This is a genomic window from Denitratisoma sp. DHT3, assembly GCF_007833355.1.
GTDB lineage: Bacteria > Pseudomonadota > Gammaproteobacteria > Burkholderiales > Rhodocyclaceae > Denitratisoma.
In genome coordinates this window covers 396702-420081 of the sequence record NZ_CP020914.1, presented here as the reverse complement: position 1 = coordinate 420081, position 23380 = coordinate 396702, and the positions used below count along the sequence as shown (strand labels likewise).

Here is a 23380-nt window from a genome sequence, read left to right as displayed (position 1 = left end):
TATTACCGTTTAAGGATGGCGGCGGTGGCATTGCCGCCGAGGCCGTTGGTCTGGGCGAGGCCGATCTTGGCGTTGGGGACCTGGCGTGAGCCGGCCTGACCGCGGAGCTGGAGGGTCATTTCGGCGATCTGCCAGACGCCCATGGCGGTGGTGGCCTCGCCGAAGGAGACGAAGCCGCCGGAGGGATTGATCGGCATCCTGCCGGTGGGCGCGTACTCGCCGGCATCCAGCAGACGCTCCGCCTCGCCGGGCTGGCACAGGCCCCACTCTTCCGGATAGGCCAGCTCGTAGTAGCAGCAGTTGTCCTGCAGTTCCGTGAAGCTCACGTCCTGGGGGCCGATGCCGGACTGCTCGAACGCCTTCAGCACCACGCCCTTGGACTCCGTGTGGAAACTCGGGCCGGCCGGCACCGGGCCGGAGAGGCCGCGCGGCAGCGCATCGCTGAAGTCCACCGTCGCCACCGTCGAGGTCGCCACCGTGATCGGCTTGGCCGAGAACTGCCGGGCCTTGGCCTGGGAACAGATCACCACCGCCGCGGCGCCGTTGGACACCGGGCAGATCTCAAAGAGGCGCAGCGGATTGCTCACGTAGGGCGACGCCAGCACCTCGGCCAGGGACACCTCCTTCTGGAAGCGGGCGAAGGGATTGCCCACCGAATTCTTGCGGGCCTTCACCACGATCTTGGCGTACTGCTCCTCCGTCGTGCCGTAATCGAACATGCGGCGCTTGGCCAGGGTCGCCCAGAAGGACGGGCCGGGCATGCCGATGCAGCGCTGGCGCAGGAACTCCGGATCGGTGGCCTCTTCCACGCCGGAGGTCTGGATCATGCCCTTGGGCATCACCTCGCCACCCATCACCAGCACCATGTCGTAGATCCCGCCGGCCACCAGGGCATAGCCCACGTTGAAGGCATTGCCCCCGGCGGCACAGCCGGCGGACATGTTGTAGACCGGAATCCCGGTGGACCCCATGTCCTCGACGATGTCGTTCCCGTTCAGGCCCCAGCCCTTGCCCCCGGAGAAGCGGGAACTGGCGGCGGCCACGGCCTGGATCTGGTTCCAGGACACGCCGGCGTCCTTCAGGGCCATGTCCACGGCGGCACGGCACAGCTCGGTCACGGACTTGGTGCCGACGATATCGTCCCCGGTCTTGCCGAAGCGATGGATCCCGACGCCCAGAACAGCAACTTCTTGCATTTGAATTCTCCTTGTCACCTTACGGTTAACGTGAAAGAGCAGCTTTTCCGCCGGGCCGTCCCCAGGAAAAGCGGCACGCGGCGAAGCCGCAACCCGTCGGTACTGCGACGGAGTCCCCCGTGATATCGAGCGCAGCGAGCCAACTCGAACCCCCCGGCGGGGGGCGAAGGGGGGGCGAGTTTCATCACACCAGTTTGAACTTCCAGGAGGTGAACGCCTTGTCATCCTCGTGGTACAGGGTGTCGATCACCAGTTCCACCGGGGCGCCCACCTTCACCGCCTCGGGGGCATCCACCATCTGGCCCACCAGGCGCAGACCGCACTCCAGATCCACCACGCCGATCGCGTAGGGCTTGAAGGGCTTGTCGAACTTGTGCGGCGGCGGCGGCGCGAAGTCGGCCACCGAGTAGCTCCAGATCACGCCCTTGCCGCCGAAGGCGGCGTCTTCCATCTTCGACTCCGCGCAGCGGGGATTGTGGCAGGCCGCCGCCTTGGGGAAATAGGGGGTGTTGCAGCCGGTGCAGCGGTTGCCCAGCACCCGGGCGCCGCCTTCTTCCGTGAACAGCCCCGGTACCGCGGGCACGCGTTGTTCGCTCATTACGTTCTCCTCGTTAAGCCTTAATGGCCTTGATCAGTTCGGGCAGCACCTCCAGGCAGTCCGCGACGATGCCGTAACGGGCGTAGCGGTAGATGGAGGCGTCCTTGTCCTTGTTGATGGCGACGATGGTCTTGGCCGCCGAGCAGCCGGCCATGTGCTGGCTGGCGCCGGAGATGCCCGCCGCCAGGTACAGGCCCGGACGGGTGATCTTGCCGGTCAGGCCCACCTGGCGCGAGGAATCGATCCAGCCTTCGTCCACGATCGCGCGCGAGCCGCCCCACATGCCGCCCAGGGCCTCGGCCAGGGGCTTCACCAGGGCGTCGTAGTGGGCCGAACTGCCCAGGCCACGGCCGCCGGAGACGATGATCTCGGCGTCCTCCAGACGCGGACCCTCGGCGCGCGGCGCGGAGGTGACCTTGAAGCGCTCTTCCACGGCGGACAGATCCACGGCGATGTCGCGCCGGGCCGGGCTCGTCGCCGCCGCGGCGGCCTCGGCCACCAGGGAGGTGGTGACGACGGAGACCACCTTCACCGGCGCGGCCACCTGATACACCACGTGGGTGTCGCCGCCGAAGGCCGTGGCCGTCAGGGACAGGGTGCCGCCGGACTGGGCCAGGGCGAAGGCGTTCATCACCACCGGCACGCCCAGGCGGCCGGCCAGGCGCGGCGCGATCAGGCGCGCGGGCACGGTCTGGTTGAAGAGGATGGTCGCGGGCTTGACCTGGTCGCAGTACTGGGCCAGGGCGGCCACCAGGGCGTCGGGGCCGAAGCCGGCGAGCTTGGCGTCGCCGATCACGTCCAGGCTGGCCACGCCGTACTGGCCGGCGATCTGCGCCGCGTCGTGGGCGGCCGGGCCGATCACCACCCAGTTCAGGGCCGCGCCGTTGGCGGCGGCGAACTGGTGGGCCAGGGTGAGGGCTTCTTCGGTGCCCCCTTCGAGGGTGTTACCCCAGGTACATAGAACCACGGTCATGATGCGGATCCCTTGCAGAAATTACCCGATCCCGGAGTCTAATGGACTCCCCCGGCGCCCTTGCCGCCCGCGCGCCTCCAATTCGGCCTTTGACAGTTCATTTGCGGACAGCCCCGGCAGCGGCCGATCTCCGGCCGGCGCCCGTGCCGATTTTATCCGCTCAGGCCGGCGCTCCCTTTGGCCGTTTCCCGCGCACCCCGGACGCCCCCGGCCGACGCGGTGTGCGGGGGGCATGTCTTGCGGCGAACTTGTGTCATATCTGGACATCCGTGGCCTGGGCGCGGTATATTCCCCGCGCCTCATGGTCTCTCATGGGCCCTGGGTTCGGTGTTTCCCGGCCCCGCCGGCCACTGTACCGCTTCCCTGTCCTCGACTTCCGGTTGCCATGTCCGATCATCTGAAATCTCCCAGTCGGCTCAGCTTCTACCTGGACCGCATGCGCAGCCGGGGGTTCTCGGCCGAACAGGTGCTGGCGGGCACGGGACTGGACCAGGCGCGGCTCCAGGACGGTTCGCGGCGCATCCTGCCCGAGCAGTTCCGGCGCATGATCCGGAACATGCTGGACCTGACCGGCGATCCCTACCTGGGCATCATGCTGGGCGCGGAGTTCAAGATCAGCAATCTGGGCATCCTGGGCTATGCGGCGCTCAGTTCGGCCACGCTCAAGCAGTCCAGCGAGGTGTTCAACAAGTACGGCGCCCTGAACGACATGATCGTCCATGCCGTGGGCCACATCCAGGGCGGGCGCTGGTTCTTCGAGGTGCGCGATTCCTTCCTGCTGGGCGATCTGATGCGCTTCGCGGTGGAGGAGTTCGTCAGCCGCACCATGGAGCTGTCGTCGAGCCTGACCAACCGGCCCTTCCCGGTGCTGGAGCTGCACGTGACCTATCCGGCGCCGGCGGACCTGACGCCGTACATGCGGCGCTTCAATTGCCCGCTGTATTTCAATCAGCCGAAGAACATCGTGGTCTTCGACGTCAACCGGCTGCAGGACCCGATCAGCCTGGCCAACGAGGAGGTCTTCAAGCTGTGCGAGCGCCAGTGCCAGTTGCTGGTGTCGCAGAAGGAGGACCGCGATCTCCTGTCCAACCGGATCCGCAATTATCTGGTGAAGAACCCCGGCAAGTTCCCCTCCCTGGAGGAGATGGCCGAGCGCCTCAACATGGGCTCGCGCACCCTGCGCCGATGGCTGGTCCGGGAGGCGGTCACCTACCAGCAGATCCTCGACGACACCCGCCGCGAACTCGCCATCCAGTACCTCCAATACACCTCCCTCACCCCCAAGGAGATCGGCTTCATCCTCGGCTATTCCTCCGTCTCCAACTTCCGCCGTGCCTTCAAGGGCTGGACCGGCAAAAAACTCACCGACTTCAGAGACAATGAACTCGATGACGATCCGGACGACTCGGATGACAACGCATGAAGGACGGTCCGGCGGCTTAAGGATGGATTAAGGAAGCGCGGGCAGTCTCCTGGCCTTCCGCGCATAGCGCTTGCCACAAGGAGCTTTCATGTTTTTCAAGAGGATTCTGGGCCTGCTCGCCGCCGTCGGACTCTCGCTGGGTGGCGCGCTGGCCGCGGAACATCATCATGGCCACGATCATCACGCCGCCGCGCCGGCACGGCCGACCCTCAAGGCGGACGGCACGAAATGGACCACCGATGCGCCGCTGCGCAACGGCATGGAGCAAATCCGCACGCGGATGGGCGCAGCGCTGGCGGACATCCATGGCGGCAGGTTGACCGCCGCCCAATACCGCAAGCTGTCCGGGGACGTGCGCGGCGAGGTCAATACCATCATCGCCAGTTGCAAGCTCGACCCGCAAGCCGACGCGCAGTTGCACACCGTCATCGGCGAGATGCTGGCCGGCGCCGAGAAAATGACGGAGAAATCGAAGGCGGGCCGGCAGCGGGGCGCCGTCGCGGTCGTCAAGGGGCTGGAGGATTACGCGGCGTATTTCGAGCACCCCGGCTGGCAACCGCTCACCGCCGAGTCGCACTGATCAAGGCGCCGCGCGGACGCCCAGCCGCCAGAGCGAGGTGACCTCGGCGCTGCGTGCCGCGTACAGCGGGTCCTCGCGGTCGCCCGCCTTGGGATGGCGAGGCCGCACGTCGCTTCGCCCCAGCACCGTCAGACCTGCCGCGGCGAAGGCGGCGAGCAGGTCTTCCCGCGTGCGCAGACCCAAGTGTTCCGCCAGGTCGGAGAGAATCAGCCAGCCTTCGCCATCCGCCGTCAGGTGATCGGGCAGGCCCTTGAGGAACCCCAGCAGCATGCGGCTGTCGGGGTCGTAGATCGCGCTTTCGACCGAAGAACTGGGTCGCGCCGGCAGCCAGGGCGGATTGCAGACGACCAGGGGCGCACGGCCCGGTGGAAACAGGTCGGTCTCCAGCACCTCCACCTGTTGCTCCAGATTCAGCCGGACGATGTTCTCGCGGGCGCAGGCCAGCGCGCGCGGGTCCAGGTCGGTGGCGACGATGCGCGCCACGCCGCGCCGGGCCAGTAAGGCGGCGAGCACGCCGGTGCCGGTGCCGATGTCGAAGGCCAGGGACGTCGTCGGCAACGGCGCCTGCGCCACCAGGTCCAGATATTCGCCGCGAAGCGGCGAGAACACGCCGTAGTGGGGATGGATCGCCGCCCCCAGGGCGGGAATCGCGACGCCTTTCCGGCGCCATTCATGGGCGCCGATCAATCCCAGGATTTCCCGCAGCGACACCAGGGCGGGGCCGTCCGGTGAGCCGTAGGCTTCCAGGCAGGCTTGCCGCACGTCCGGCGCCCGGCGCAGGGGAATGCGGTAATCCGCATCCAGCGGCAGCAGCAGCATCCCCAACACCTGGGCGCGCTGGGCCTGGGCCTGGCGGTGGCGGTGAAACGCCGTGCCGGCATCAGCCTGGGATGCCTTACTGGCAGCGGATTTGCGGCGGTGGCCCTTCTGCTCGAGACGCCGCGCCAGCGCCTGCAGCAACTGGCGGGCGTTCTGGTAGTCGCCCCGCCACAACAGGGCGCTACCCTCGCAGGCGAGCCGGTAGGCGGCGTCCGCCTTCAGGCTGTCGTCTGCAATCACCACTCGGCGCGGCGGCGGCACGCCGCGCTCGGAACGCCAGCGGGCGGAATGCTCCACACCGCCCTCGCTCCAGCACACCACGGGCACTGTGAGCGTGGCCAACGCCTCTGTCTTCGCCATCGCGTAGGCTAGGACAATGACGTGAAAATGGAGCTTCCCCACCGGGCCGCCCCAAGGGAAAGCGGCACGCGGCGAAGCCGCAACCTATCGGTGCCGCTACAACGTTCCCCCAAACATCCGAGCGCAGCGAACCGTATCGCCCCCCCCGGAAGGGGGCGAAGGGAGGCGAGCCTTTTCATCAGCCCTGCTGGGCTTTTTTCTTCGCCTTGCGCTCTTCCCGGAGGCGCAGCAGCTCGGGCCGGTCGGCGGCCAGGCCGGACTTGATCAGAGCGTCGATCTCGGCGGCGCCGTAGCCCAGTTCGGTCAGGATTTCGCGGGTATGTTCGCCCAGCATCGGCGGATGCTTCCTGACTTCACAGGGAGTGTTGTAGAAACGAATCGGAATGCCAGTCACCTGCAACTCACCCAGTTCCGGGTGCTGGGTGGAGACGATCATCTTGTTGTGCAGGATCTGGGGATCCTTGATCACGTCCTCCACTTCGTTGATCGGCGCGGTCAGCACGTCGGCGGCGACCAGCTTCTCGACCAGCTCGTCGCGGGTGAACTGGCTGGTGCGCTCGCCCACCACCCGATCCAGTTCGTCCTCGTTGGCCAGGCGGGCGTCGATGTCATGGAAGCGGGGATCGGTGTCCCAGTCGGCGTCCAGGGCGCGGCAGACTTTGCCGAAGAACTTCTCGCCCGGGGTGGTGATCACCACGTGCTTGCCGTCCTTGGTGGGATAGACGCCGGAGGGGGCGAAGTAGAGGCTGCGGTTGCCGGTGCGCACCGGGCGGTCGCCGGTGGCCAGGTAGGTGCCGATGGAGCTGGCCTGGGCGTGCATCAGGGCGTCGAGCAGGGACACCTCGATGCGCTGCCCCTCGCCGGTCTGGTCGCGCACCCGCAGCGCCGCCATGGCGGCGTTGGCCACCAGCAGCGAAGTCATCACGTCCACCGCCGGGAAGCCGGTGCGCACCGGGCCGCCCTTGGGCTCACCGTTGAGCGTCAGCACGCCGGTGTAGCCCTGGGCCAGGAAGTCGATGCCGGGACGGCCGTCGTAGGGACCGTCGGCGCCGAAGGCCGTGACCCGAATCCAGATGATGTCGGGCTTGTGGGCCTTCACCTGCTCGTAGGCCAGGCCCAGCTTGGACAGTGCCGGCTCGCGGATGTTGGTCACCAGCACGTCCGCCGTGGCGGCGATCTTGGCGAACACCTTCTGGGCTTCTTCCTGCTGCAGGTCCAACACCAGGTCGCGTTTGCTGCGGTTCAGGCTCAGGTAGGGGCCACGCTGGTCGCCCCGCATCGGGCCCAGGTGGCGGCTCTCGTCACCGTAGTGGGACTCGATCTTGATCACGTCGGCGCCCAGGTCCCCCATCAGCGTCGCCCCGTAGGGGCCCGCCAGCATGGTGGACAGGTCCAGCACCCGCAAACCGGCCAGGGGGCCGGCGGCAAACTTTCCGTCGCTCATGGTGTTTCCTCGTTGACTCCGTCAGTACGTTGAAATCTTCAGGCCTGGTGCAGCTTGGCCACGGTCTCGCGCAGCAGGTCCAGGTCGTTGCGGGCCTCGCCCAGCAGCACCAGCACCACGGTCTGGAAGAGGCCGTCGCTCTTGGCCTTGATCGCCTCCGCCAAGCGGTCGTAGGTGGCGATCACCGCCCACTCTTCGAGCATCTCGTCGCTGATCAGGGCCGGCATCTTCGCCCATTCGCCGGCCACGGAGAGGCGGTGCAGCTCCAGGCCGATGTCTTCCCAGCCGTGGTGGGCCAGCACCGTGTGATAGGAACGGGTCGATGCGTAGAAGGCGATCTGCTTGCGCAATGCTTCCTTGGAGGCATGCAGTTCCGCATCGTTCCTGCCCAGGGCCATGAAGGGGGCGCCGATCAGGTCGAAATCGGCCATGGCGCGGCCGCCCTTGGCGGCGCCCTCGGCCACCGCCGGCAGGATCACCTCCTTGGTGTAGCGGAAGGTGGCGATGGGATGCAGCCGCAATCCTTCGCACATCTCGCCCGCCAGCCGGGCCATGTAGGTGTTGGCCGCGGCGGCGTAGAGGGGTACCTTGGGATGTTCGATGGGCCCCGGATTGAAGAAGGGCGGCAGCATGGTGAAGCGGTAGTGCTGGCCCTCGAAGTAAGTGGGCTGCTCCGGGTTCTGGAAGCTCTGGAAGATGGCGCGCAGGCACTGGAAGTATTCGCGCATGCGCGGGCCCGGCGCGCTGGTCCAGGGCGTGCTGTAGCGGCGCTCGTTGTGGCCCTTGACCTGGGTGCCCAGGCCAAGGGTGAAGCGCCCGCCCGAGAGGTTCTGCAAGTCCCAGGCGGACTGGGCGGCGATCATCGGGCTGCGCGGAAAGGACACCGCGACGTTGGTGCCGAGGGTGATCTTCGAAGTGTGCTCGGCGGCGATGGCCAGGGGAATGAAGGGGTCGTGGCCGGCTTCCGGCGTGGTCAGGCCGTCGAAACCCAGGTCCTCCATCTGCCGGGCGATCTGGGCCAGCCGCGCCAGGGTCGGCCGGTTCTGGCCGTTGCCGGCGTATTGATCGGTATCCGGCCCCATCAGGGCCGTTTCGACACGCAGTGCCATGGGGTCATCCTCGGATTGGTTGGCGAAAGGCGCGCGCCGCACCTTCGGGGTGCGGCGCGGTGCGGCATCTTATTGCTTGGCTTGCTGCAGCAGCTTCCACACCCGGTGGGGCGAGGCCGGCGTCTCCCGCACCGCCACGCCGAGGGGAGCCAGGGCGTCGTTGATGGCGCAGACCACGGCGGCCGGCGCGGTGTGGATCGCCCCCTCGCCGCAGCCCTTGGCGCCCAGGGGCGAGAAGGGGGACGGCGTGACCACGGCGGCTTTTTCCGTCATGGGCACTTCGTGGATCGTGGGGATCAGGTAGTCCACGAAGGTGGTCACCAGGGGCTGGCCCTGGTCGTCATAGACGTACTCCTCGAACAGCGCCGCACCCACGCCCTGGGCCACGCTGCCCTGGAGCTGGCCTTCCACCATGGCCGGGTTGATGCGGGTGCCGCAGTCGTCCACGATGCAGTACTTGAGGATGTCGGTGCGCCCCGTGTCCTTGTCGACTTCCACCAGCACCACGTGGGTGGCGGCGGCGGCCGTGAGGTAGCTCTTGCAACGGCCCTGGTCGTCGGGCGCGGTGCGGCCGGGGCCGGTCCAGACGAAGGTGGCCTCGGGACAGGGTTCCATGCCCGGCGGCAGCAGGTCGCTGCGGGAGAGCATCAGGCCCGCGACTTCGGCCAGGCTCATGCCGACTTCGGGATTGGCGCGCAGGCGCAGGCGGCCGTCCATCAACTCGATCTGATCCGGCGTGGTGTGCATCATGTGGGCCACCACCTGGCAGAAGGTCGCCCGCAGCTTCTCGCAGGCGCCGAGGATGGCGCCGCTGACCGACACGCCCAGGCGGCTGCCGCCCTGGCCAAAATGGGGCATCGCGACGTCCGTCGGGGCCGAGGCCACCTTCACGGCGTTCATGTCCACGCCCAGGTAATCGGCCACCACCTGGGCGGCCACGGTGAACTGACCCTGGCCCTGGAGCTGGAAGCCCACCGCCACGGTGACGTTGCCCAGCACATCCACGGCCACCTTGACGCCCTCGGGCACGCCCACGCCCGGCACGCCGACGGTGGCGTAGGCGTTCCAGTCGAAGACGCCGGGCTCGACCGTACTCACCACGCCGATGCCCACCAGCCGGCCTTCGGCGCGAGCCTTGGCCTGCTCGGCCCGCAGCGCGGGGTAATCGGCCAGCGCCAGCACCTTGTCCAGCACGGCTTCGTAATCGCCGCTGTCGTATTCGTTGCCGCTGGGGATGGTGTAGGGGAACTGGTCCTTCCTGATGTAGTTCTGCCGGCGCAGGTCCGCCGGGTCGCGCCCCAGCGTGCGTGCCGTCTTGTCCATCAGGGATTCGAGGACGAAGAAATGGGGCGGAGGGCCATAGCCACGGTAGGGGTAGGTGGGCGCCCGGTTGGTGGCCACCAGGGTCAGGTCGTAGAAGGCGGCCTCGATCCGGTAGGCGCCGGTGAAGGCCGCCAGGGGCTTGGCGGCGGAGATGGTGCCATAGCCTTCGGCGCCGGCGCCCTGGTCGTCCACCAGCTTGACGCGGAAGCCCGTCACGGTGCCGTCGGCCTTCACGGCCAGGGACGCTTCGTAGTAGCGGTCCCAGGACTGGCCGCCGCCGGCGAGCAGGTATTCCATGCGGTCTTCGATGTATTTCACCGGCCGGCCGAAGGCCTTGCGGGAAAGCAGGGACGCGATGTCGGTGCCGCGCGGGCCGCCCTTGCCGCCGAAACCGCCGCCTTGCGGATGGGTGATGATCTTGACCTTGTTGGCCGGCAGGTTGAGCGCGCCGCCGCGGCCCAGGGACATGAAGCGCGGCGTCTGGTAGGAGCCGCGGCAGGTCAGGCTGTTCTCGACCAGATCCCACTGGCAGATGCAGCCGAAGGTCTCGGTCGGATTGGCGCCGACGCGGTTCCAGCGGAAGCTGTCGCTGATGATGTGGTCGGCCTCGGCAAAAATCTTGTCCACCTCGCCCCAGGTGTAGGTGCGGCTCTGGATCACGTTGGTGCCCCGATCCTCGAAGAGGATGGGCGCGTCGGGCGCCATGGCTGCGGCGGGATTGACCACCGGGGGGAGCACCTCGTATTCGACCTGGATCAGCTCCAGGGCGTCCTCGGCCAGGTAGCGGCTCTCGGCCGCCACCGCGGCCACGGGCTCGCCGACGAAGCGGACCTTGTCCACGGCCATGCAGTAGGCGCCCCAGCCTTCCGGCGCGGTGAAGACCGGATTGCTCCAGCGCTTGACGTCCTCGCCGGTGAGCACCGCGTGGACGCCGGGCATCTCCAGGGCGGCGCTCGCGTCGACGCTGACGATGCGGGCATGGGGGTGGGGGCTCCTCAGGATCGCGCAGTGGAGCATGCCCGGCAGCGAGAGGTTGTCGATGAACTCGACGGTCCCGGCCACCAGGCCCGGGTCCTCGATGCGCTTGACTTCCTTGCCGACGAAGCGCGGCGCCGTGGTCGGTAACTGTTCCGGCAGTTTGGGTATCTCGATCGCCATGATGTGCTTTCCGCCTCTTCTCTCTCGGGCCAGGTGTCGGGCTCAGGCGCCCTGGGTTTCGCGCAGCTTCGCCGCCGCCAGCTTCACCGATTCCAGGATGCTCTGGTAGCCGGTGCAGCGGCACAGGTTGCCCCCCAGGGCTTCCTTGATCTCCTCCTCGCTGGGGTCCGGATTCTCGCGCAGGAGTTCCAGGGTCGTCATGATGAAGCCGGGGGTGCAGAAACCGCATTGCAGGCCGTGGGCCTCGACGAAGGCCTGCTGGATCGGGTGCAGGCCGCCGGTCTCGCGGTTGCGCAGGCCTTCCACGGTGGTCACTTCGGCGCCGTCGATCTGGACCGCCAGGGTCAGGCAGGAGCGCGCGGAGCGGCCGTCGATCAGCACGGTGCAGACGCCGCAGATGCCGTGCTCGCAGCCGACGTGGGTGCCCCCCAGGGCCAGTTCGTGGCGCAGGAAATCGGCCAGTGTCAGGCGGGCCTCCACTTCGCGTTCGTAGCGAATGCCGTTGACCTTGACGCTTACGGGATGTTTGGTTGTCATCGGTGGAATCCTCTTGTCAGTCTCAGGCGGAACGCCCGACCGCCTCGGCGAGGCAGCGCTCGGTGAGAACCTTCACCAGGTGCCGCCGGTAGTCCGCCGAAGCGTGAATGCAGGTCATGGGCTCTTCCAGTGCCTCGGCCCCGGCCGCCGCCGCCCGGGCGAAGAGCGCGGCATCGGCGGGCTGGCCCTCCAGGGCCTCTTCCGCCGCCGTCAGCCGCACCGCCGTGGCGTTCACGCCGAAGGCCGCGATCCGCGCATCGCTGCACAGGCCGCCTTCCATCCGCAGGGTCAGCGTCACGCCGGCCAGCGCCAGGTCGCCGTTGCGCCGGGCCATTTCCTGGATCGCCCAGCGGGTGCCTGGCGCCATGACGGGAATCCGTACCTCGGCCAGCACCTCGGTGCTCTCCAGGGCCGTGGTCATGTAGGTGACGAAGAATTCGTCGGCGGGAATGATCCGTTCGCCGTCAGGCCCCACGGCTTTCATCTCCATCCCCAGCACCAGGGCCACGGCGGGATATTCGGAGGCGGGATCGGCATGGGCGAAGGAGCCGCCCACGGAGCCGCGGTTGCGGATCTGACGGTGACCGACCCATTCGGATGCGGCCTGGAACAGGGGTTGCCTCTGCCGTACCAGGGGAGCGTCCACCATGGTCTGCTTGGGTTCCATCGCGCCGACGACGAGCATGCCGTCTTCCTCGCGGACGCCGGTCAGCCCCGCCACCTGGCGCAGGTCGATCAGCACGTCGGGACGCGCCACCCGCAAGGCCAGCATCGGCATCAGGCTCTGGCCACCGGCCAGGATCTTGGCGTCGATGCCGTCGTCTTCATATTGCTGCAGGAGATTCACCGCCTCGGCCAGGGTGGCCGGAGCGTGGTATTCGAAAGGAGCCGGCTTCATCGTGATTTCCCGAGTCAATCAAGGCCAATCGGAAGAAAGGGCATCCGCCGCCCGCAATTCCCCGCGAAACGGAGCAGCAGACCGGGCCGACGGACGACAGGCTCGCTAGTCTACTGCCATCGAGCACCACGGCCAAATGCCCCTGAAAACCGGCCTCGAATCGGATCAGGCCTATCGTGGTTCATTTTGGGCCAGAGGGGCGTGGGTGGGGGTTGTGAGCGGGGGAAGGGGCTTCATTTTTTGGGTGGGAGCCGCTAGATTGTCGAGCTGATCGAGGCGCGGTCGCAGAGCATGCGCCATTGAATTCACCGAACCCGTAAGGAGTGTTTCATGAGCGGTCCGCTGCATACCCAACTGTGCGAGAAACTGGGCATCGAATATCCCGTCGTCGCCTTCACCCACTGCAAGGACGTGGCGGTGGCCGTGATCAACGCCGGCGGTTTCGCCGTGCTGGGCGAAGCCCTGCACACCCCGGACCAGATCGCGGCCGACATCAAGTGGATCAAGGAGCGCATCGGCGGCAAGCCCTTCGGCATCGACCTGGTGCTGCCGTCCTCCGTGCCGGAAGAGAAGACCGTCGACGAACTGCTGGCGATGATCCCCCCGGGCCATCGCGACTTCGAGCAGATGATCAAGCAGAAGTACAACGTGCCCGATCCCAAGATCGCGCCCGACATCCACCACTGGGGCGGCCTCGACCAGAAGCGCGCCCTGGCCCAGCTGGACGTGGTGTTCGACGAGCGCGTTCCCGTCTTCGCCTCCGGCCTGGGCTCCCCCGCCTTCCTGCTCAAGCGCGCCCATGAGCTGGGCATGCAGGTCTGGGGTCTGGTGGGCAAGCCGCGCCAGGCCAAGAAGCAGATCGAGGCCGGCACCGACGTCATCATCGCCCAGGGCTTCGATGCCGCCGGCCACACCGGCAACATCGGCACCTTCTCCATCGTGCCCCAGGTCGTTGACCAGGCCCGCGGCACCGGCGTGCCCGTGATCGCTGCCGGCGGCGTCACCACCGGCCGCCACCTGGCCGCCGCCCTGGCGCTGGGCGCCGACGGCGTGTGGACCGGTTCCCTGTGGCTGGCCTCGCGCGAATCCGACGTCAATCTGCCGCTGAAGGAACGCCTGATCGAGGCCGAGACCGACGACACCGTCTACTCCAACTGCATCTCCGGCTACACCATGCGCACCACGCGCTGCCCGTGGCACAACGAGTGGCTCGCCGAGGGCGCCCCCGAGCCGCTGAAGCCGCCCCTGCAGATGATCCTGTCCTCGAACTACATCCAGGGCTCGCTGGACTACCAGCGCAAGGACCTGATGACCGAAGCCGCGGGCCAGGGCATCCACTACGTGAAGGAAATGAAGCCGGCGCGCCAGATCCTGTCCGACATCGTCGAGGAAGCCCTCGATGTCTTCGACCGCTTCGCCGACGCCTGAGCCGGCGGTCGATGACCAGCCCTTCGTCTCCGGCTTCACGCCGGCGCTGAAGGGTCAGCGGGCCGAGTGCGACGGCGGGCGCCCCGTGGAGGGCACCAAGTACGCCGGCCGCCAGGAATTCACCGGCACCCTCACCGGGGACTACCGGGACTTCGGTCCCTATCCCTGGCGCTGGTACCTGCTCGGCGAGCTGACCCGCAAACCTCCCGGTTTTGCCTACGATGCCGTCTGGTGCGACGCCGACAGCCTGACCCTGATCGACGAGACCGGCCGCCCCCTGGATGCCGGCCTGGAATGAGCCTGGCCCCTGGATGACCGATCGATCCCGACTTTGACTGCTTCCCCGGAAGCGCTTTTTATCCCGGAGATTCTCTGTATGCGTATCGTGGTGTGTGTGAAGGAAGTGCTGGACCCCAACGCGGTGAACAACTACGTGCTGGCGGGCAACCTGAAGTTCGCGGCGGACGGCAAGACGCCGGAAGTGGCGGCGGTGCCGAGGCTGATCAACGGCTTCGACGAGCAGGCGATGGAAGCCGCGCTGCGCCTGAGGGATGCGGGCGTGGATTGCAAGATCGTGGCCGTGTCCATCGGCCAGGACCTGAAGGATCTGCTCAAGCACTGCGCGGCGCTGGGCGCCGACGAGATCGTGTCGATCGATGCCGGCGGTGCCGAGATCGACGGCCAGGTGATCGCCAACCTTCTGGCGGCCTACATCAAGAGCAGCGGCGGCGCCGACCTGGTGCTGTGCGGCCGCCAGGCCTCGGACGACGACCAGGGCGTGGTGCCGATCCTGATCGCCGAGCAGCTGGGGATGGCGGTGGCGCCGCTGGCGCGGGCGGTGGAATACAACGGCGGCGTGCTGAAGGTGACGCGCGCCACGCCGGACGGCGACGAAGTGGTGGAGGGCAAGACGCCGGCGGTGATCACGGTGAGCAACGAGCTGGGCACGCCGCGCTTCCCGTCGGCGAAGGCGAAGATGGCGGCGCGCAAGATGGCGCCGACGGAGCTCGCCGCGTCCGCGCTGCTGCCCGCCGACCAGCTGCAGCCGGCCGTGGTGCTGACCCGGCAGTTCGTCCCCGAGGTGCAGGGCAATTGCGAGTTCCTCTCCGGCGCCTCCCCCGCCGAGCTCGCTCAGCAGCTCCTCCAGAAGCTCCGCAACGATCGCGTCATCTGAGCCGCTGCGCAGTTCCAGTTCAAAAAACGGCCGCCCGAAACTGGGCGGCCGTTTTTTTAATCAGTTGGGCGCAGCAGCTGACAACAGCTGACTCAACGCCCGCCAGGGCAGCGTCACGCAGCCATGGCGGCTGGGATGGGCGGCTACCGGCGTGAAGACCTCCAGTTCGATCCAGCTCGGTTTTTCCGTCCCGCCCGCCAGCAGGGCGTCCAGTTCGGCGGCCGCCCGGCGGATATCCTCCACGCCGCAACCCGGCGCCCGCAGGCCGAGGATGGAGGCCGACGCCCGACACAGCAGGCAGCCCTTGGTCTCGTGGGCCAGGGCGACGATGCGGTCACCATCCCAGCGCAGATGCAGATCGATGCGATCGCCGCACAGGGGGTTGTCCAGACGCAGGCTGACGTCGGCAGCCTCCAGACGACCCGCCCCATGGGCGGCCTGGGCCAGGGCCTTGAGGGCTTCGTGATACAGGGCGGCACTCATCGCAGCACTCCGATCGCCGCGTCGAGCCCGTTCAGCAGGGCATCGATGTCGGCCACGTCGTTGTAGAGGGCGATGCTGGCGCGGGTCGCCCCCTCCTCGCCCAGATGCGCCAGCAGCGGCCGGGCGCAATGGTGCCCGCCGCGCAGCGCCACGCCACGTTCTCCCAGCACCTGGCAGAGGTCGTGGGGATGGATGCCGTCGATGGCGAAGGACACCACCGGCAGCCGCTGCGCCAGATTCGCCGGTCCCAGCAGGCGCAGGCCGTCGACCGCCGCCAGCCCGCGCAGCAGGCGCTCCGTCAACATCCGTTCGTGGCGCTCGATCGACTCCCAAGGCAACTCCGCCATCCAGGCCAGGGCCGCGCCCAGGCCGACGGCCGGGGCGATGGGCGGCGTGCCGGCCTCGAAACGTGCGGGCGGATCGAGGAAGACCGGCGGCTCGATGCCCTGCGGGTCTAGCCGTTGCACCATGCCGCCGCCGGTCATGAAGGGCGGCATTCCCGCCAGCAGGTCGGCGCGTCCCCAGAACACGCCGATGCCGCCGGGGCCGAAGCACTTGTGGCCGGAGAAGGCGTAGAAATCCACGCCCAGCGCCTGCACATCCACCGGCCCGTGCGGCACCCGCTGGGCGCCGTCGAGCAATACCCGCGCGCCCACCCGCCGGGCGGCCGCGACCACCGCCGCCACGTCGGTGACGGCGCCGGTGACGTTGGATGCGTGGGTCACCGCGATCAGCCGGCAGCGCTCGCCGACGCAGTCGGGCAGCGCCGCCAGGTCGAGCCGACCCTCGTCGGTGAGAGGCAGCAGGCGCAGGGTGATGCCGCGCCGGGTCTGCAACTGCTGCCAGGGCAGGAGGTTGCTGTGATGCTCCGCCATCGACACCAGCACCTCGTCGCCCGGCCGCAGCGATGCGCCGAGGGAGGCGGCCGCCAGGTTCAGCGCCGCCGTGGCGCCGGAGGTGAACACCACCTCGTCGGCATCCGGCGCGTTGAGGAAGGCGGCGGCCTGGCGCCGCGCCTCGGCATAGGCGGCGCTGGCGGCCTCCGCCAGCGGATAGCTGCCCCGCTGCACATTGGCCCGGGCCGTGGTCTCGTGCCGGACCAGCGCCCCCAGCGCCGACTGGTGGATCTGGCTGGTGGCGGCGTTGTCGAGATAGTGCAGCCCGCCGTTTCCGGTCAGCAGTGGGAATTGCAGGCGAATCTGGCGCGGATCGAAGCTCATGGGCGCACCGTCTCCGCCAGCGCCTGGGGCGTATCCACGTCGGCGAAGATCGCGTCGGAGGCGAAGCGGACGCCCCGCACCCGTTCCTCGTGACGCTGCATCAGCACGCGCCCGCCGACGTCGCCCTCGATCCGCTCCAGTTCGGCGAAGTCATGCCGCGGCCAGAGCACCGGATTGCCGCGCCGGCCGTCGCGCTCGGGCACCAGGATCTCGGGCCGTGCCGGATCGAAGGCGGCGATCAACTGGTCGAGATGGGCGGCGGCGACCCAGGGCATGTCGGCGAGCAGCACCAGCACCCCGTCGGTATCGGCCGGCAGCGCCTGCAGGCCGACCCGCAGCGAACTCGCCATGCCCGCGGCGTAGTCGGGATTGAACACCCGGGAGACGGCGCAACCCTCGAGCGCCGCCAGTACCTCGCGCGATTGATGGCCGCTGACCACCATCACCTGAGCGCAACGCGACGCCAGCGCCGACTCCACCGCCCGCCGCACCATCGGCACGCCCTCCACCGGGCAGAGCAGCTTGTTCCGTTCCCCCATGCGGCTGGAGCGCCCCGCCGCCAGCACCAGGGCGGCGATGCGCGGCGGCGCGGCGCCCTGCGGCAGCGGCGCGGGCGTCTCGCCACCGCTCTCGTCCACCTCGAAGGGACTGCGGATCAGGCCGCCCACGCCCATGCCGCGAATCTCCGGACTGCCCAGGGGCAGGTCCGCCAGCAGCCGTTGCAGCACCCAGTCCAGGCCATTGCGGCGGCGGGAGCGGGCGCAGCCGGGCATATTCACCACCGGCACCGCCCCCACCCGCCCCAGCAGCAGCATGTTGCCGGGCTCGACCGGCATGCCGAAGTGCTCGACCTGGCCGCCGGCGGCGACGATGGCGGCCGGCACCACGTCGCCCCGATCCTTGGTCACGGTCGCGCCGGAAACCAGCACCAGTTCGCAGCCGGCCGCGAGCACCTGGCCGACGGCCGTGGTCACGGCCGGAACCGTGTGGGCGCAGCGCAATTCCAGCTCCAGCGTGCTGCCCAGGCCCGCGAGGCGCTGGCGCGTCACCGCCGCGGTGCTGTCCAGCAGCCGCTCCGGCGGACCATCCCCACGACTCAGAATCAGGGCCGCGCGGCGCGGCGCCAGCGCCGCCAGGCGCAGCGGCGGCCGGCCGCCGAGGATCTCGCGCCAAGCGGCGAGCAAGGCGCGGGAAACGGCGAAGGGAATGATCTTGACGCTGGCCACCACTTGGTCGCGCCGCGCCAGCGCGTAGGGCGGCAGAGTGCCGACGGTGATGGCCTCGTCCAGCCGGTTCAGGGCGTCGATGCGCTCCCGGTCCACCACCAACACCCCCGCCGCGCGGGCGTGGAGATTGCAGCGGCCGGTGTAGGCGTTGCGCGGCGCGAGCAGGTCGCCGGCCAGCAACTCGGCGATCGCGGCGGCGGCCTCATTCTCGTTCAGCTCATCGGGCTCCAGGCGCGCGCCCGTTACCCGTTCGACGCCGGCCGCCGCCAGTGCGGTGATGTCGGCGGCGCTCAGGACGCGGCCCTTGCGCAGCGACAGGCCGGGGCGTTTCAGAGTGTGCGCCAGGCGCAGCCCCTCGGCCTGCGGCAGGTCGAATTCACCGAAGATCACACCGCGGCCCCGTGGTAACGGCAATGGACGATCTGAGCCAGCACCGCAACCGCGATCTCCGCGGGAGAGCGCCCGCCCAGATCGAGGCCGGCCGGGCCGTGAATGCGCTCCAGGTTCGCGGCGCCCTGCTCCCGCAACCGCTCCAGGCGCTTGGCGTGGGTGCGGGTGCTGCCCAGGGCGCCGATGTAGAAGGCCGGACTGGCCAGCGCCGCCAGCAGCGCCGGATCGTCCAGCTTGGGGTCGTGGGTGAGCGTCACCACCGCGGTGCGGGCATCCGGCGCCAGGCGCTCCATGGCCTCGTCCGGCCATTCGTCGGACAAGGCCACGTCGGAAAAACGCTCGTTGCTGGCGAAGGCCCGGCGCGGATCGATCACCGTCACCGCATAGCCCGCCAGGCGGGCCATCGGCGCCAGCGCCTGGGCGATGTGCACCGCGCCGACGATCAGGAGCCGCGGCGCCCCCAGGTAAACCCGCACGAAGAGGTTTTCGTCGCCGGCCAGGAAGCCGCTCTGTTCACCCTTCAGGCGGTCGCCCACGGCCGCCAGCTGCGCCGCGTCCAACGCCAGGTCGCCGCTCGCCGCGCCGCCCGCCAACAGGGCCTGGCGGCCATCGTCCAGCCGCGTCACCAGGGCCACCGCGACGTTGTCCGCGCGGGCCGCCAGCAGGCCGTCGAGCAAAGGTCCCGACATCGGCTGCACCAGCACCTGGACCCGGCCGCCGCAGGCCAGCCCCACTTCCCACGCCTGCTCGTCGCTGACGCCGAATTCCAGCAGGCGGGTACGGCCGTCCGCCATGGTCGCCCGCGCCTCGCCGATCACCGCCCCCTCGATGCAGCCGCCGGAGACCGAGCCGACGAAGCCGCCGCCGGACTCCACCGCCAGATGGCTGCCCACCGGCCGCGGCGAGGAGCCCCAGGTGCGGATCACCGTCGCCAGGGCGGTGCCCTGCCCTGCCCGTTGCCAGTCGCGCAACTGCCGGAGAATGTCGTCGCAATCGTTTGTCATCAGAGAATACCCGAGCGATTCAGCGAATCTTTTTTTATCGCATCCAGGAGGAAAAATCCATGCTGCCAGCGCCAAAAAAAACGGCCATCAGCGCACGCCGATGGCCGCTTCCAAGGAGCGGGAATCGCCGTTACCGGGCGTCCTTGAACTCCTGCTTGATCACCCGCCGCAGGATCTTGCCCATTTCGTTGTAGGGCAGGCTGTCCTTGAACATCAGCGAGGACGGCACCCGCGAGGAGCGCAGCCGGTCCTTGACCCAGTTCTGCAATTCCTCGGCGCTGGCCTGTGCGTTCTCCTTCAGCACCACCGCGGCGCCCACGGCCTCGCCCCACTGCTCGTCGGGCACGGCCACCACGGCCACGTCCGACACCGCCGGATGGGTCAGCAGCACGTCCTCGATTTCGCCCGGGGAGATGTTCTCGCCGCCACGGACGATCACGTCGTCGGCGCGGCCGTCGAGGTACAGATAGCCGTACTGGTCCACATAGCCGCGGTCACGGGTGGGGAACCAGCCGTTGGCGTCCAGCATGCTGCCCAGGCCCAGGTACTCGCCGGCCACCTGGCCGCCGCGGACATAGATGTCGCCCGCTTCGTCGGGGCCCAGGGGCTTGCCGTCCTCGTCGCGGATCTCGATTTCGATCGTGCCCAGCGGCTTGCCCACGGAGGCCAGACGCTTGCGGATCGCCGGCTCCTGGCTGGAAAAGCCCACCCGGTGGTCTTCCGGGTCCAGCAGGCAGATCGTCGAACTGGTTTCGGTCAGGCCGTAGGCGTTGGTGAAATCCACGCCGGGCATCAAGCCCATCGCTTTTTCGATCACCGACAGCGGCATCTTGCCGCCGCCGTAGGCGATGGCGCGCAGGCCCGGCACGTTGGCCGGCTCGCCGGTCGCTTCCAGATGGTCGATGACGCGGGAGAGCATGGTCGGCACGACGAAGGCGTTGGTGACCTTCTCGTCGCGGCACAGCTGCAACCAGGTGGCGGCATCGAAGTTGGGCAGCTGCACCATGCGCCGGCAGGCGTAGGTGGAGCTCAGCACGGCGGAGATGCCGGCGATGTGGTAGGGCGGCACGGAGATCAGCGCCGCGTCCTCTTCCGCCGCGCCGCCGAATTCGACGGTGCCGAGGATGTAGGACATCAGGTTCTCGTGGCGCAGCACGGCGGCCTTGGGCTGGCCGGTGGTGCCGCTGGTGAACAGCTGGATGGCGATGTCGCTGGGCTCGCCGGGGGCGGCCTCAACCGGCGTGAGATCGGTGCGGCGGGCGCGGACCAGGAAGTCGTCGCGCTTCACCACCTGGATGCCCGCGGGCACCTTCAGCGGATTGATGTAGGTGTCGCTGGTGACCAGATAGGCGGGCGCGATGCGCTCCAGCAGTGCCTCCATTTCCGGCTTGGTGAGCCGGTAGTTCATCGGCACGTAGGGCACGCCGGCATAGGCGGCGCCGAACAGGGCGATGGGCACGCCCAGGCCGTTGATGTCCAGCAGGCCGACGTACTTGCAGCCGCTGGCGCGGATGTCCGCCGCCGCGGTGCGTGCCGCCGCCAGCAGCTCGCCGTAGGTCATGCTCTTGCCATCGGAGGTCACGGCGATGCGGTCGGCGAAGCACTCCGCCGCCATCTCCAGGGCCATTACCAGATTCATGGCTCAGTCCGAGGAAGGAAGGGCTTTGGCTTGCTTGACCACCAGGGCTTCGCCGTTCAGGCTCAGGGAGCCCTTGCCGCCCTTGGTGCACAGCAGTTCGACGCTCTCGGCGGCATCGGTGTAGCGCTTGCCCACCAGGGTGCCGCCCGCCTGGGCCGCATCCACCTGGCCGCCGGCCGGCTTGGCATCCGCCATCGCCAGCATCTCGGCGCCGCCGCAGCACAACTCGACTTCGCCGGCACCGGCCTTCACCACCATCACTTCCGCGTCACACACCGCGCTCTTCAGGCGCGTTCCAGCTTTCAAGGTCTTCATGGATAAAACTCCTCGCTAAACTCAATAAATAAACGATTCGCTCAAATTCGCTCAGGCGCGGCCGAACAGGCGCTTGAAAAAACGCTTGATGCCGTTCCACATCACCGAGAACACCACCGAACCCACGTCCAGGGTGTCCTCTTTCTGCAACTGGGGCCGGCCTTGCGCGGCAGGCGCCACGGCCGCGGCCACGGCTGCCGCGGCGGCGGCTGCCGCGGAAGCAGCGGCGGCGGCGGCTGCTGCCGCAGCGGCCGCTGCCTCGGCTGCTGCTGCTGCGGCGGCGACGGGGGAAGCCGCGACAGCGGAAGACATGCCCACGGCGCCGGGAGCGGGCGTTGCGGCGGCAGTGGCCGCCGGGACCGCAGCGGCGGCAGGCGCCGCCTGCCCGGCCGGGGCTTCCAGCAGGGCCCGGACGTTGTTCACATATTTCTTGATGATCTGGGCGGAAACGCCTTCGATCATGCCACGGCCGACCTGGATGATCTTGCCCGTCAGGTCCACCGAGGACTTGAAGCCGACTTCGGTACCCTTGCCGTCGGACAGTGGTTTCAGGAAAGTCATGATGGTGCCGGACACGGTGCCGCCACCCTTCTCGTTCCCCTCGGCCAGCAGCGTGATGGTGTAGTTGGCCTTGTCCACCTCCTGGTAGGTGATGTTGCCCTGGTATTGGGCCGTCACCGCGCCGATCTTGATCTTGACGGCGCCGACGAAGCTTTTGTCGTCGATGATCTTGGTCAGGGAGGCGCCGGGCATGCAGGACACGACATTTTCCGGGGTCAGCATGAAACCCCATACCGCGTCGATAGGTGCCGCTACCTGAAAGCTTTCCTGAATTTCAATGGCCATAACGATATCGCCCTGGTGAGTGGGTCAGGGGCGACAATCTATCGACTCTGAGGTAAAAAAAGAAGCCCCCCGAGGGGCGTCGATACCGCTTGGCAGGGGCGGTGGCCTTAAATGAGGCAGGATAGGCCTGATCCGATTCATCGCCACGCCCGGGAGCGTCACTCGGGCTCCGCATAGCGCCGGCGGATATCCAGCACTTCAGGCAGCAGGGAGAGGAAGGCATCCACCAGCCGGGGCTCGAAATGGTGGCCGGACTGTTCCCGGATGTACTCCAGCGCATCCTCCACCGACCAGGCCGATTTGTAGGGGCGCGCGGTGGTCAGGGCGTCGAACACGTCCGCCACGGCCACGATGCGGGCCACCAAGGGAATCTCCTCGCCCTTGAGACCGGCGGGGTAGCCGCTGCCGTCCCATTTCTCATGGTGGTTGAGGGCGATCGCATGGGCCACACGCATCAACTCGGTTTCGTGGCCGCTGAGGATTTCCGCGCCGATCAACGGATGGGTTTTCATGGTTATCCATTCCGCGGCGTCGAGTTTGCCGGGCTTCAGCAGAATGCCGTCGGGAATGCCGATCTTGCCCAGGTCGTGCATGGGGCTGGCGTTCAGGATCAGTTCGCAGTCGCTTCCGGAAAGCCCGACGACCCGCGCCAGCAGCGCGGAGTAGTTGCTCATGCGGATGGTGTGCAGGCCGGTCTCGTTGTCACGGTATTCGGCCGCCCGTCCCAGGCGCCGAATGACCTCCAGGCGCGTCTGTTCCAGTTCCTGGGTGCGGTCCTTCACGCGGTCTTCCAGTTGCGCATTCTGCGAGCGCAGGGCCATGTGCATCAGGCGGGTCTGCAGCATGTTGCGGATGCGCAGCTGGACCTCCACCAGATCGAAAGGCTTGCCCAGGAACTCCATCGCGCCGGCCGAGAGGGCCCGCAGCTTGGTCTCCTGGTCGGCATTGGCGGTCAACACGATGACCGGCAGGAACTCGTCGCCGCTCAGCCTCTGCAACAGCGTCATGACCTGAAAGCCGTCCAGGTGAGGCATCACCAGATCCAGCAGCACCAGATCCGCCGGCGCCTGGCGATACATCGACTCCACCTGTCGGGAATCGGTGGTGGACACCAGATTCACGAACCCCTGGCTGCGCAGAATCCGTTCCAACAAGGTGACGTTGGCCTGCTGGTCATCCACGATCAGCAAGCGAGCCGACTTCATGTCATCGTCAAACATCCCGCCTCCCAATCAAG

At 68.1% G+C, this 23380-nt stretch carries 22 protein-coding genes; 5 read left to right on the top strand and 17 right to left on the bottom strand.

What is annotated here, in order from left to right; genetic code table 11:
• Positions 1 to 2 precede the first annotated feature (2 nt).
• From B9N43_RS01900 to B9N43_RS01890, 3 genes are all read right to left on the bottom strand, one after another.
• Entirely contained in the window at positions 3 to 1196 is a 1194-nt protein-coding gene (locus tag B9N43_RS01900; RefSeq protein ID WP_145840659.1) for a thiolase C-terminal domain-containing protein, read from the bottom strand.
• A 184-nt stretch (positions 1197 to 1380) separates the two neighbouring features.
• Complete coding sequence (locus B9N43_RS01895) at positions 1381 to 1794, bottom strand: Zn-ribbon domain-containing OB-fold protein (protein ID WP_145840650.1); 414 nt, start codon at positions 1792 to 1794, stop codon at positions 1381 to 1383.
• A 13-nt stretch (positions 1795 to 1807) separates the two neighbouring features.
• Positions 1808 to 2767 (bottom strand): electron transfer flavoprotein subunit alpha/FixB family protein, encoded by a 960-nt coding sequence (locus tag B9N43_RS01890; protein WP_145840649.1) that lies wholly within the window; start codon positions 2765 to 2767, stop codon positions 1808 to 1810.
• 385 nt (positions 2768 to 3152) lie between these two features.
• Here B9N43_RS01890 and B9N43_RS01885 point away from each other — a divergent pair, with 385 nt between their 5' ends.
• Together B9N43_RS01885 and B9N43_RS01880 are read left to right on the top strand one after the other, a co-directional pair.
• The gene (locus B9N43_RS01885; protein WP_186453940.1) at positions 3153 to 4190 is read left to right on the top strand and encodes an AraC family transcriptional regulator; all 1038 of its coding nucleotides are present in this window, start codon (positions 3153 to 3155) and stop codon (positions 4188 to 4190) included.
• An 88-nt stretch (positions 4191 to 4278) separates the two neighbouring features.
• The gene (locus tag B9N43_RS01880; RefSeq protein ID WP_145840647.1) at positions 4279 to 4770 is read left to right on the top strand and encodes a hypothetical protein; all 492 of its coding nucleotides are present in this window, start codon (positions 4279 to 4281) and stop codon (positions 4768 to 4770) included.
• Here B9N43_RS01880 and B9N43_RS01875 read toward each other — a convergent pair whose 3' ends face one another.
• From B9N43_RS01875 to B9N43_RS01850, 6 genes are all read right to left on the bottom strand, one after another.
• Complete coding sequence (locus tag B9N43_RS01875) at positions 4771 to 5949, bottom strand: 50S ribosomal protein L11 methyltransferase (protein ID WP_145840646.1); 1179 nt, start codon at positions 5947 to 5949, stop codon at positions 4771 to 4773.
• A gap of 178 nt (positions 5950 to 6127) precedes the next feature.
• Positions 6128 to 7393 (bottom strand): CaiB/BaiF CoA transferase family protein, encoded by a 1266-nt coding sequence (locus B9N43_RS01870; RefSeq protein WP_145840645.1) that lies wholly within the window; start codon positions 7391 to 7393, stop codon positions 6128 to 6130.
• A gap of 38 nt (positions 7394 to 7431) precedes the next feature.
• Positions 7432 to 8502, bottom strand: coding sequence for a TIGR03617 family F420-dependent LLM class oxidoreductase (locus B9N43_RS01865; protein ID WP_145840644.1), 1071 nt, complete (start codon positions 8500 to 8502; stop codon positions 7432 to 7434).
• Positions 8503 to 8571: 69 nt separating this feature from the next.
• Positions 8572 to 10983: a xanthine dehydrogenase family protein molybdopterin-binding subunit gene (locus B9N43_RS01860; RefSeq protein ID WP_145840643.1), complete on the bottom strand. Its 2412-nt coding sequence runs from the start codon at positions 10981 to 10983 to the stop codon at positions 8572 to 8574.
• A 42-nt stretch (positions 10984 to 11025) separates the two neighbouring features.
• Positions 11026 to 11520: a (2Fe-2S)-binding protein gene (locus tag B9N43_RS01855; protein WP_145840642.1), complete on the bottom strand. Its 495-nt coding sequence runs from the start codon at positions 11518 to 11520 to the stop codon at positions 11026 to 11028.
• Between the two features lie 22 nt (positions 11521 to 11542).
• Entirely contained in the window at positions 11543 to 12418 is an 876-nt protein-coding gene (locus tag B9N43_RS01850; RefSeq protein WP_145840641.1) for an FAD binding domain-containing protein, read from the bottom strand.
• Positions 12419 to 12748: 330 nt separating this feature from the next.
• Between B9N43_RS01850 and B9N43_RS01845 the strand changes: the two genes are divergently transcribed.
• From B9N43_RS01845 to B9N43_RS01835, 3 genes are all read left to right on the top strand, one after another.
• Entirely contained in the window at positions 12749 to 13846 is a 1098-nt protein-coding gene (locus B9N43_RS01845) for a nitronate monooxygenase (protein WP_145840640.1), read from the top strand.
• A complete protein-coding gene (locus B9N43_RS01840; RefSeq protein WP_145840639.1) occupies positions 13818 to 14144 on the top strand; it encodes a hypothetical protein in 327 nt (108 codons plus the stop codon). The genes B9N43_RS01845 and B9N43_RS01840 overlap by 29 nt, the downstream gene beginning before the upstream one ends.
• Positions 14145 to 14222: 78 nt before the next feature.
• Positions 14223 to 15020 carry an electron transfer flavoprotein subunit beta/FixA family protein gene (locus tag B9N43_RS01835; RefSeq protein ID WP_145840638.1) on the top strand — a complete coding sequence of 266 codons (798 nt, stop codon included), beginning with the start codon at positions 14223 to 14225 and terminating at the stop codon, positions 15018 to 15020.
• 60 nt (positions 15021 to 15080) lie between these two features.
• Here B9N43_RS01835 and B9N43_RS01830 read toward each other — a convergent pair whose 3' ends face one another.
• From B9N43_RS01830 to B9N43_RS01795, 8 genes are all read right to left on the bottom strand, one after another.
• Positions 15081 to 15503 carry an iron-sulfur cluster assembly scaffold protein gene (locus B9N43_RS01830; protein WP_145840637.1) on the bottom strand — a complete coding sequence of 141 codons (423 nt, stop codon included), beginning with the start codon at positions 15501 to 15503 and terminating at the stop codon, positions 15081 to 15083.
• On the bottom strand, positions 15500 to 16723 hold the full coding sequence (locus tag B9N43_RS01825; RefSeq protein ID WP_145840636.1) for an aminotransferase class V-fold PLP-dependent enzyme: 1224 nt from the start codon (positions 16721 to 16723) through the stop codon (positions 15500 to 15502). The genes B9N43_RS01830 and B9N43_RS01825 overlap by 4 nt, the downstream gene beginning before the upstream one ends.
• The gene (locus B9N43_RS01820; RefSeq protein WP_145840635.1) at positions 16720 to 18339 is read right to left on the bottom strand and encodes an NTP transferase domain-containing protein; all 1620 of its coding nucleotides are present in this window, start codon (positions 18337 to 18339) and stop codon (positions 16720 to 16722) included. The genes B9N43_RS01825 and B9N43_RS01820 overlap by 4 nt, the downstream gene beginning before the upstream one ends.
• Positions 18336 to 19343, bottom strand: coding sequence for an XdhC family protein (locus B9N43_RS01815; protein WP_145840634.1), 1008 nt, complete (start codon positions 19341 to 19343; stop codon positions 18336 to 18338). The genes B9N43_RS01820 and B9N43_RS01815 overlap by 4 nt, the downstream gene beginning before the upstream one ends.
• A 130-nt stretch (positions 19344 to 19473) precedes the next feature.
• Entirely contained in the window at positions 19474 to 20982 is a 1509-nt protein-coding gene (locus B9N43_RS01810; RefSeq protein ID WP_145840633.1) for a class I adenylate-forming enzyme family protein, read from the bottom strand.
• Positions 20983 to 20985: 3 nt separating this feature from the next.
• The gene (locus B9N43_RS01805; protein WP_186453938.1) at positions 20986 to 21297 is read right to left on the bottom strand and encodes a hypothetical protein; all 312 of its coding nucleotides are present in this window, start codon (positions 21295 to 21297) and stop codon (positions 20986 to 20988) included.
• A 51-nt stretch (positions 21298 to 21348) separates the two neighbouring features.
• Positions 21349 to 22143, bottom strand: coding sequence for a CoxG family protein (locus B9N43_RS01800; RefSeq protein ID WP_145840632.1), 795 nt, complete (start codon positions 22141 to 22143; stop codon positions 21349 to 21351).
• 158 nt (positions 22144 to 22301) lie between these two features.
• Entirely contained in the window at positions 22302 to 23363 is a 1062-nt protein-coding gene (locus B9N43_RS01795) for an HD domain-containing phosphohydrolase (protein WP_145840631.1), read from the bottom strand.
• Positions 23364 to 23380: the final 17 nt, after the last annotated feature.

Bases quoted from the DNA above. Each gene is read 5' to 3' on its own strand.
- B9N43_RS01885 (WP_186453940.1), top strand. From the start codon at position 3,153: ATGTCCGATCATCTGAAATCTCCCAGTCGGCTCAGCTTCTACCTGGAC.
- B9N43_RS01875 (WP_145840646.1), bottom strand. From the start codon at position 5,949: ATGGCGAAGACAGAGGCGTTGGCCACGCTCACAGTGCCCGTGGTGTGC.
- B9N43_RS01795 (WP_145840631.1), bottom strand. From the start codon at position 23,363: ATGTTTGACGATGACATGAAGTCGGCTCGCTTGCTGATCGTGGATGAC.
- B9N43_RS01890 (WP_145840649.1), bottom strand. From the start codon at position 2,767: ATGACCGTGGTTCTATGTACCTGGGGTAACACCCTCGAAGGGGGCACC.
- B9N43_RS01800 (WP_145840632.1), bottom strand. From the start codon at position 22,143: ATGGCCATTGAAATTCAGGAAAGCTTTCAGGTAGCGGCACCTATCGAC.
- B9N43_RS01865 (WP_145840644.1), bottom strand. From the start codon at position 8,502: ATGGCACTGCGTGTCGAAACGGCCCTGATGGGGCCGGATACCGATCAA.
- B9N43_RS01840 (WP_145840639.1), top strand. From the start codon at position 13,818: ATGTCTTCGACCGCTTCGCCGACGCCTGAGCCGGCGGTCGATGACCAG.
- B9N43_RS01880 (WP_145840647.1), top strand. From the start codon at position 4,279: ATGTTTTTCAAGAGGATTCTGGGCCTGCTCGCCGCCGTCGGACTCTCG.
- B9N43_RS01845 (WP_145840640.1), top strand. From the start codon at position 12,749: ATGAGCGGTCCGCTGCATACCCAACTGTGCGAGAAACTGGGCATCGAA.
- B9N43_RS01850 (WP_145840641.1), bottom strand. From the start codon at position 12,418: ATGAAGCCGGCTCCTTTCGAATACCACGCTCCGGCCACCCTGGCCGAG.
- B9N43_RS01900 (WP_145840659.1), bottom strand. From the start codon at position 1,196: ATGCAAGAAGTTGCTGTTCTGGGCGTCGGGATCCATCGCTTCGGCAAG.
- B9N43_RS01870 (WP_145840645.1), bottom strand. From the start codon at position 7,393: ATGAGCGACGGAAAGTTTGCCGCCGGCCCCCTGGCCGGTTTGCGGGTG.
- B9N43_RS01855 (WP_145840642.1), bottom strand. From the start codon at position 11,520: ATGACAACCAAACATCCCGTAAGCGTCAAGGTCAACGGCATTCGCTAC.
- B9N43_RS01835 (WP_145840638.1), top strand. From the start codon at position 14,223: ATGCGTATCGTGGTGTGTGTGAAGGAAGTGCTGGACCCCAACGCGGTG.
- B9N43_RS01860 (WP_145840643.1), bottom strand. From the start codon at position 10,983: ATGGCGATCGAGATACCCAAACTGCCGGAACAGTTACCGACCACGGCG.
- B9N43_RS01810 (WP_145840633.1), bottom strand. From the start codon at position 20,982: ATGAATCTGGTAATGGCCCTGGAGATGGCGGCGGAGTGCTTCGCCGAC.
- B9N43_RS01830 (WP_145840637.1), bottom strand. From the start codon at position 15,503: ATGAGTGCCGCCCTGTATCACGAAGCCCTCAAGGCCCTGGCCCAGGCC.
- B9N43_RS01805 (WP_186453938.1), bottom strand. From the start codon at position 21,297: ATGAAGACCTTGAAAGCTGGAACGCGCCTGAAGAGCGCGGTGTGTGAC.
- B9N43_RS01825 (WP_145840636.1), bottom strand. From the start codon at position 16,723: ATGAGCTTCGATCCGCGCCAGATTCGCCTGCAATTCCCACTGCTGACC.
- B9N43_RS01895 (WP_145840650.1), bottom strand. From the start codon at position 1,794: ATGAGCGAACAACGCGTGCCCGCGGTACCGGGGCTGTTCACGGAAGAA.
- B9N43_RS01815 (WP_145840634.1), bottom strand. From the start codon at position 19,343: ATGACAAACGATTGCGACGACATTCTCCGGCAGTTGCGCGACTGGCAA.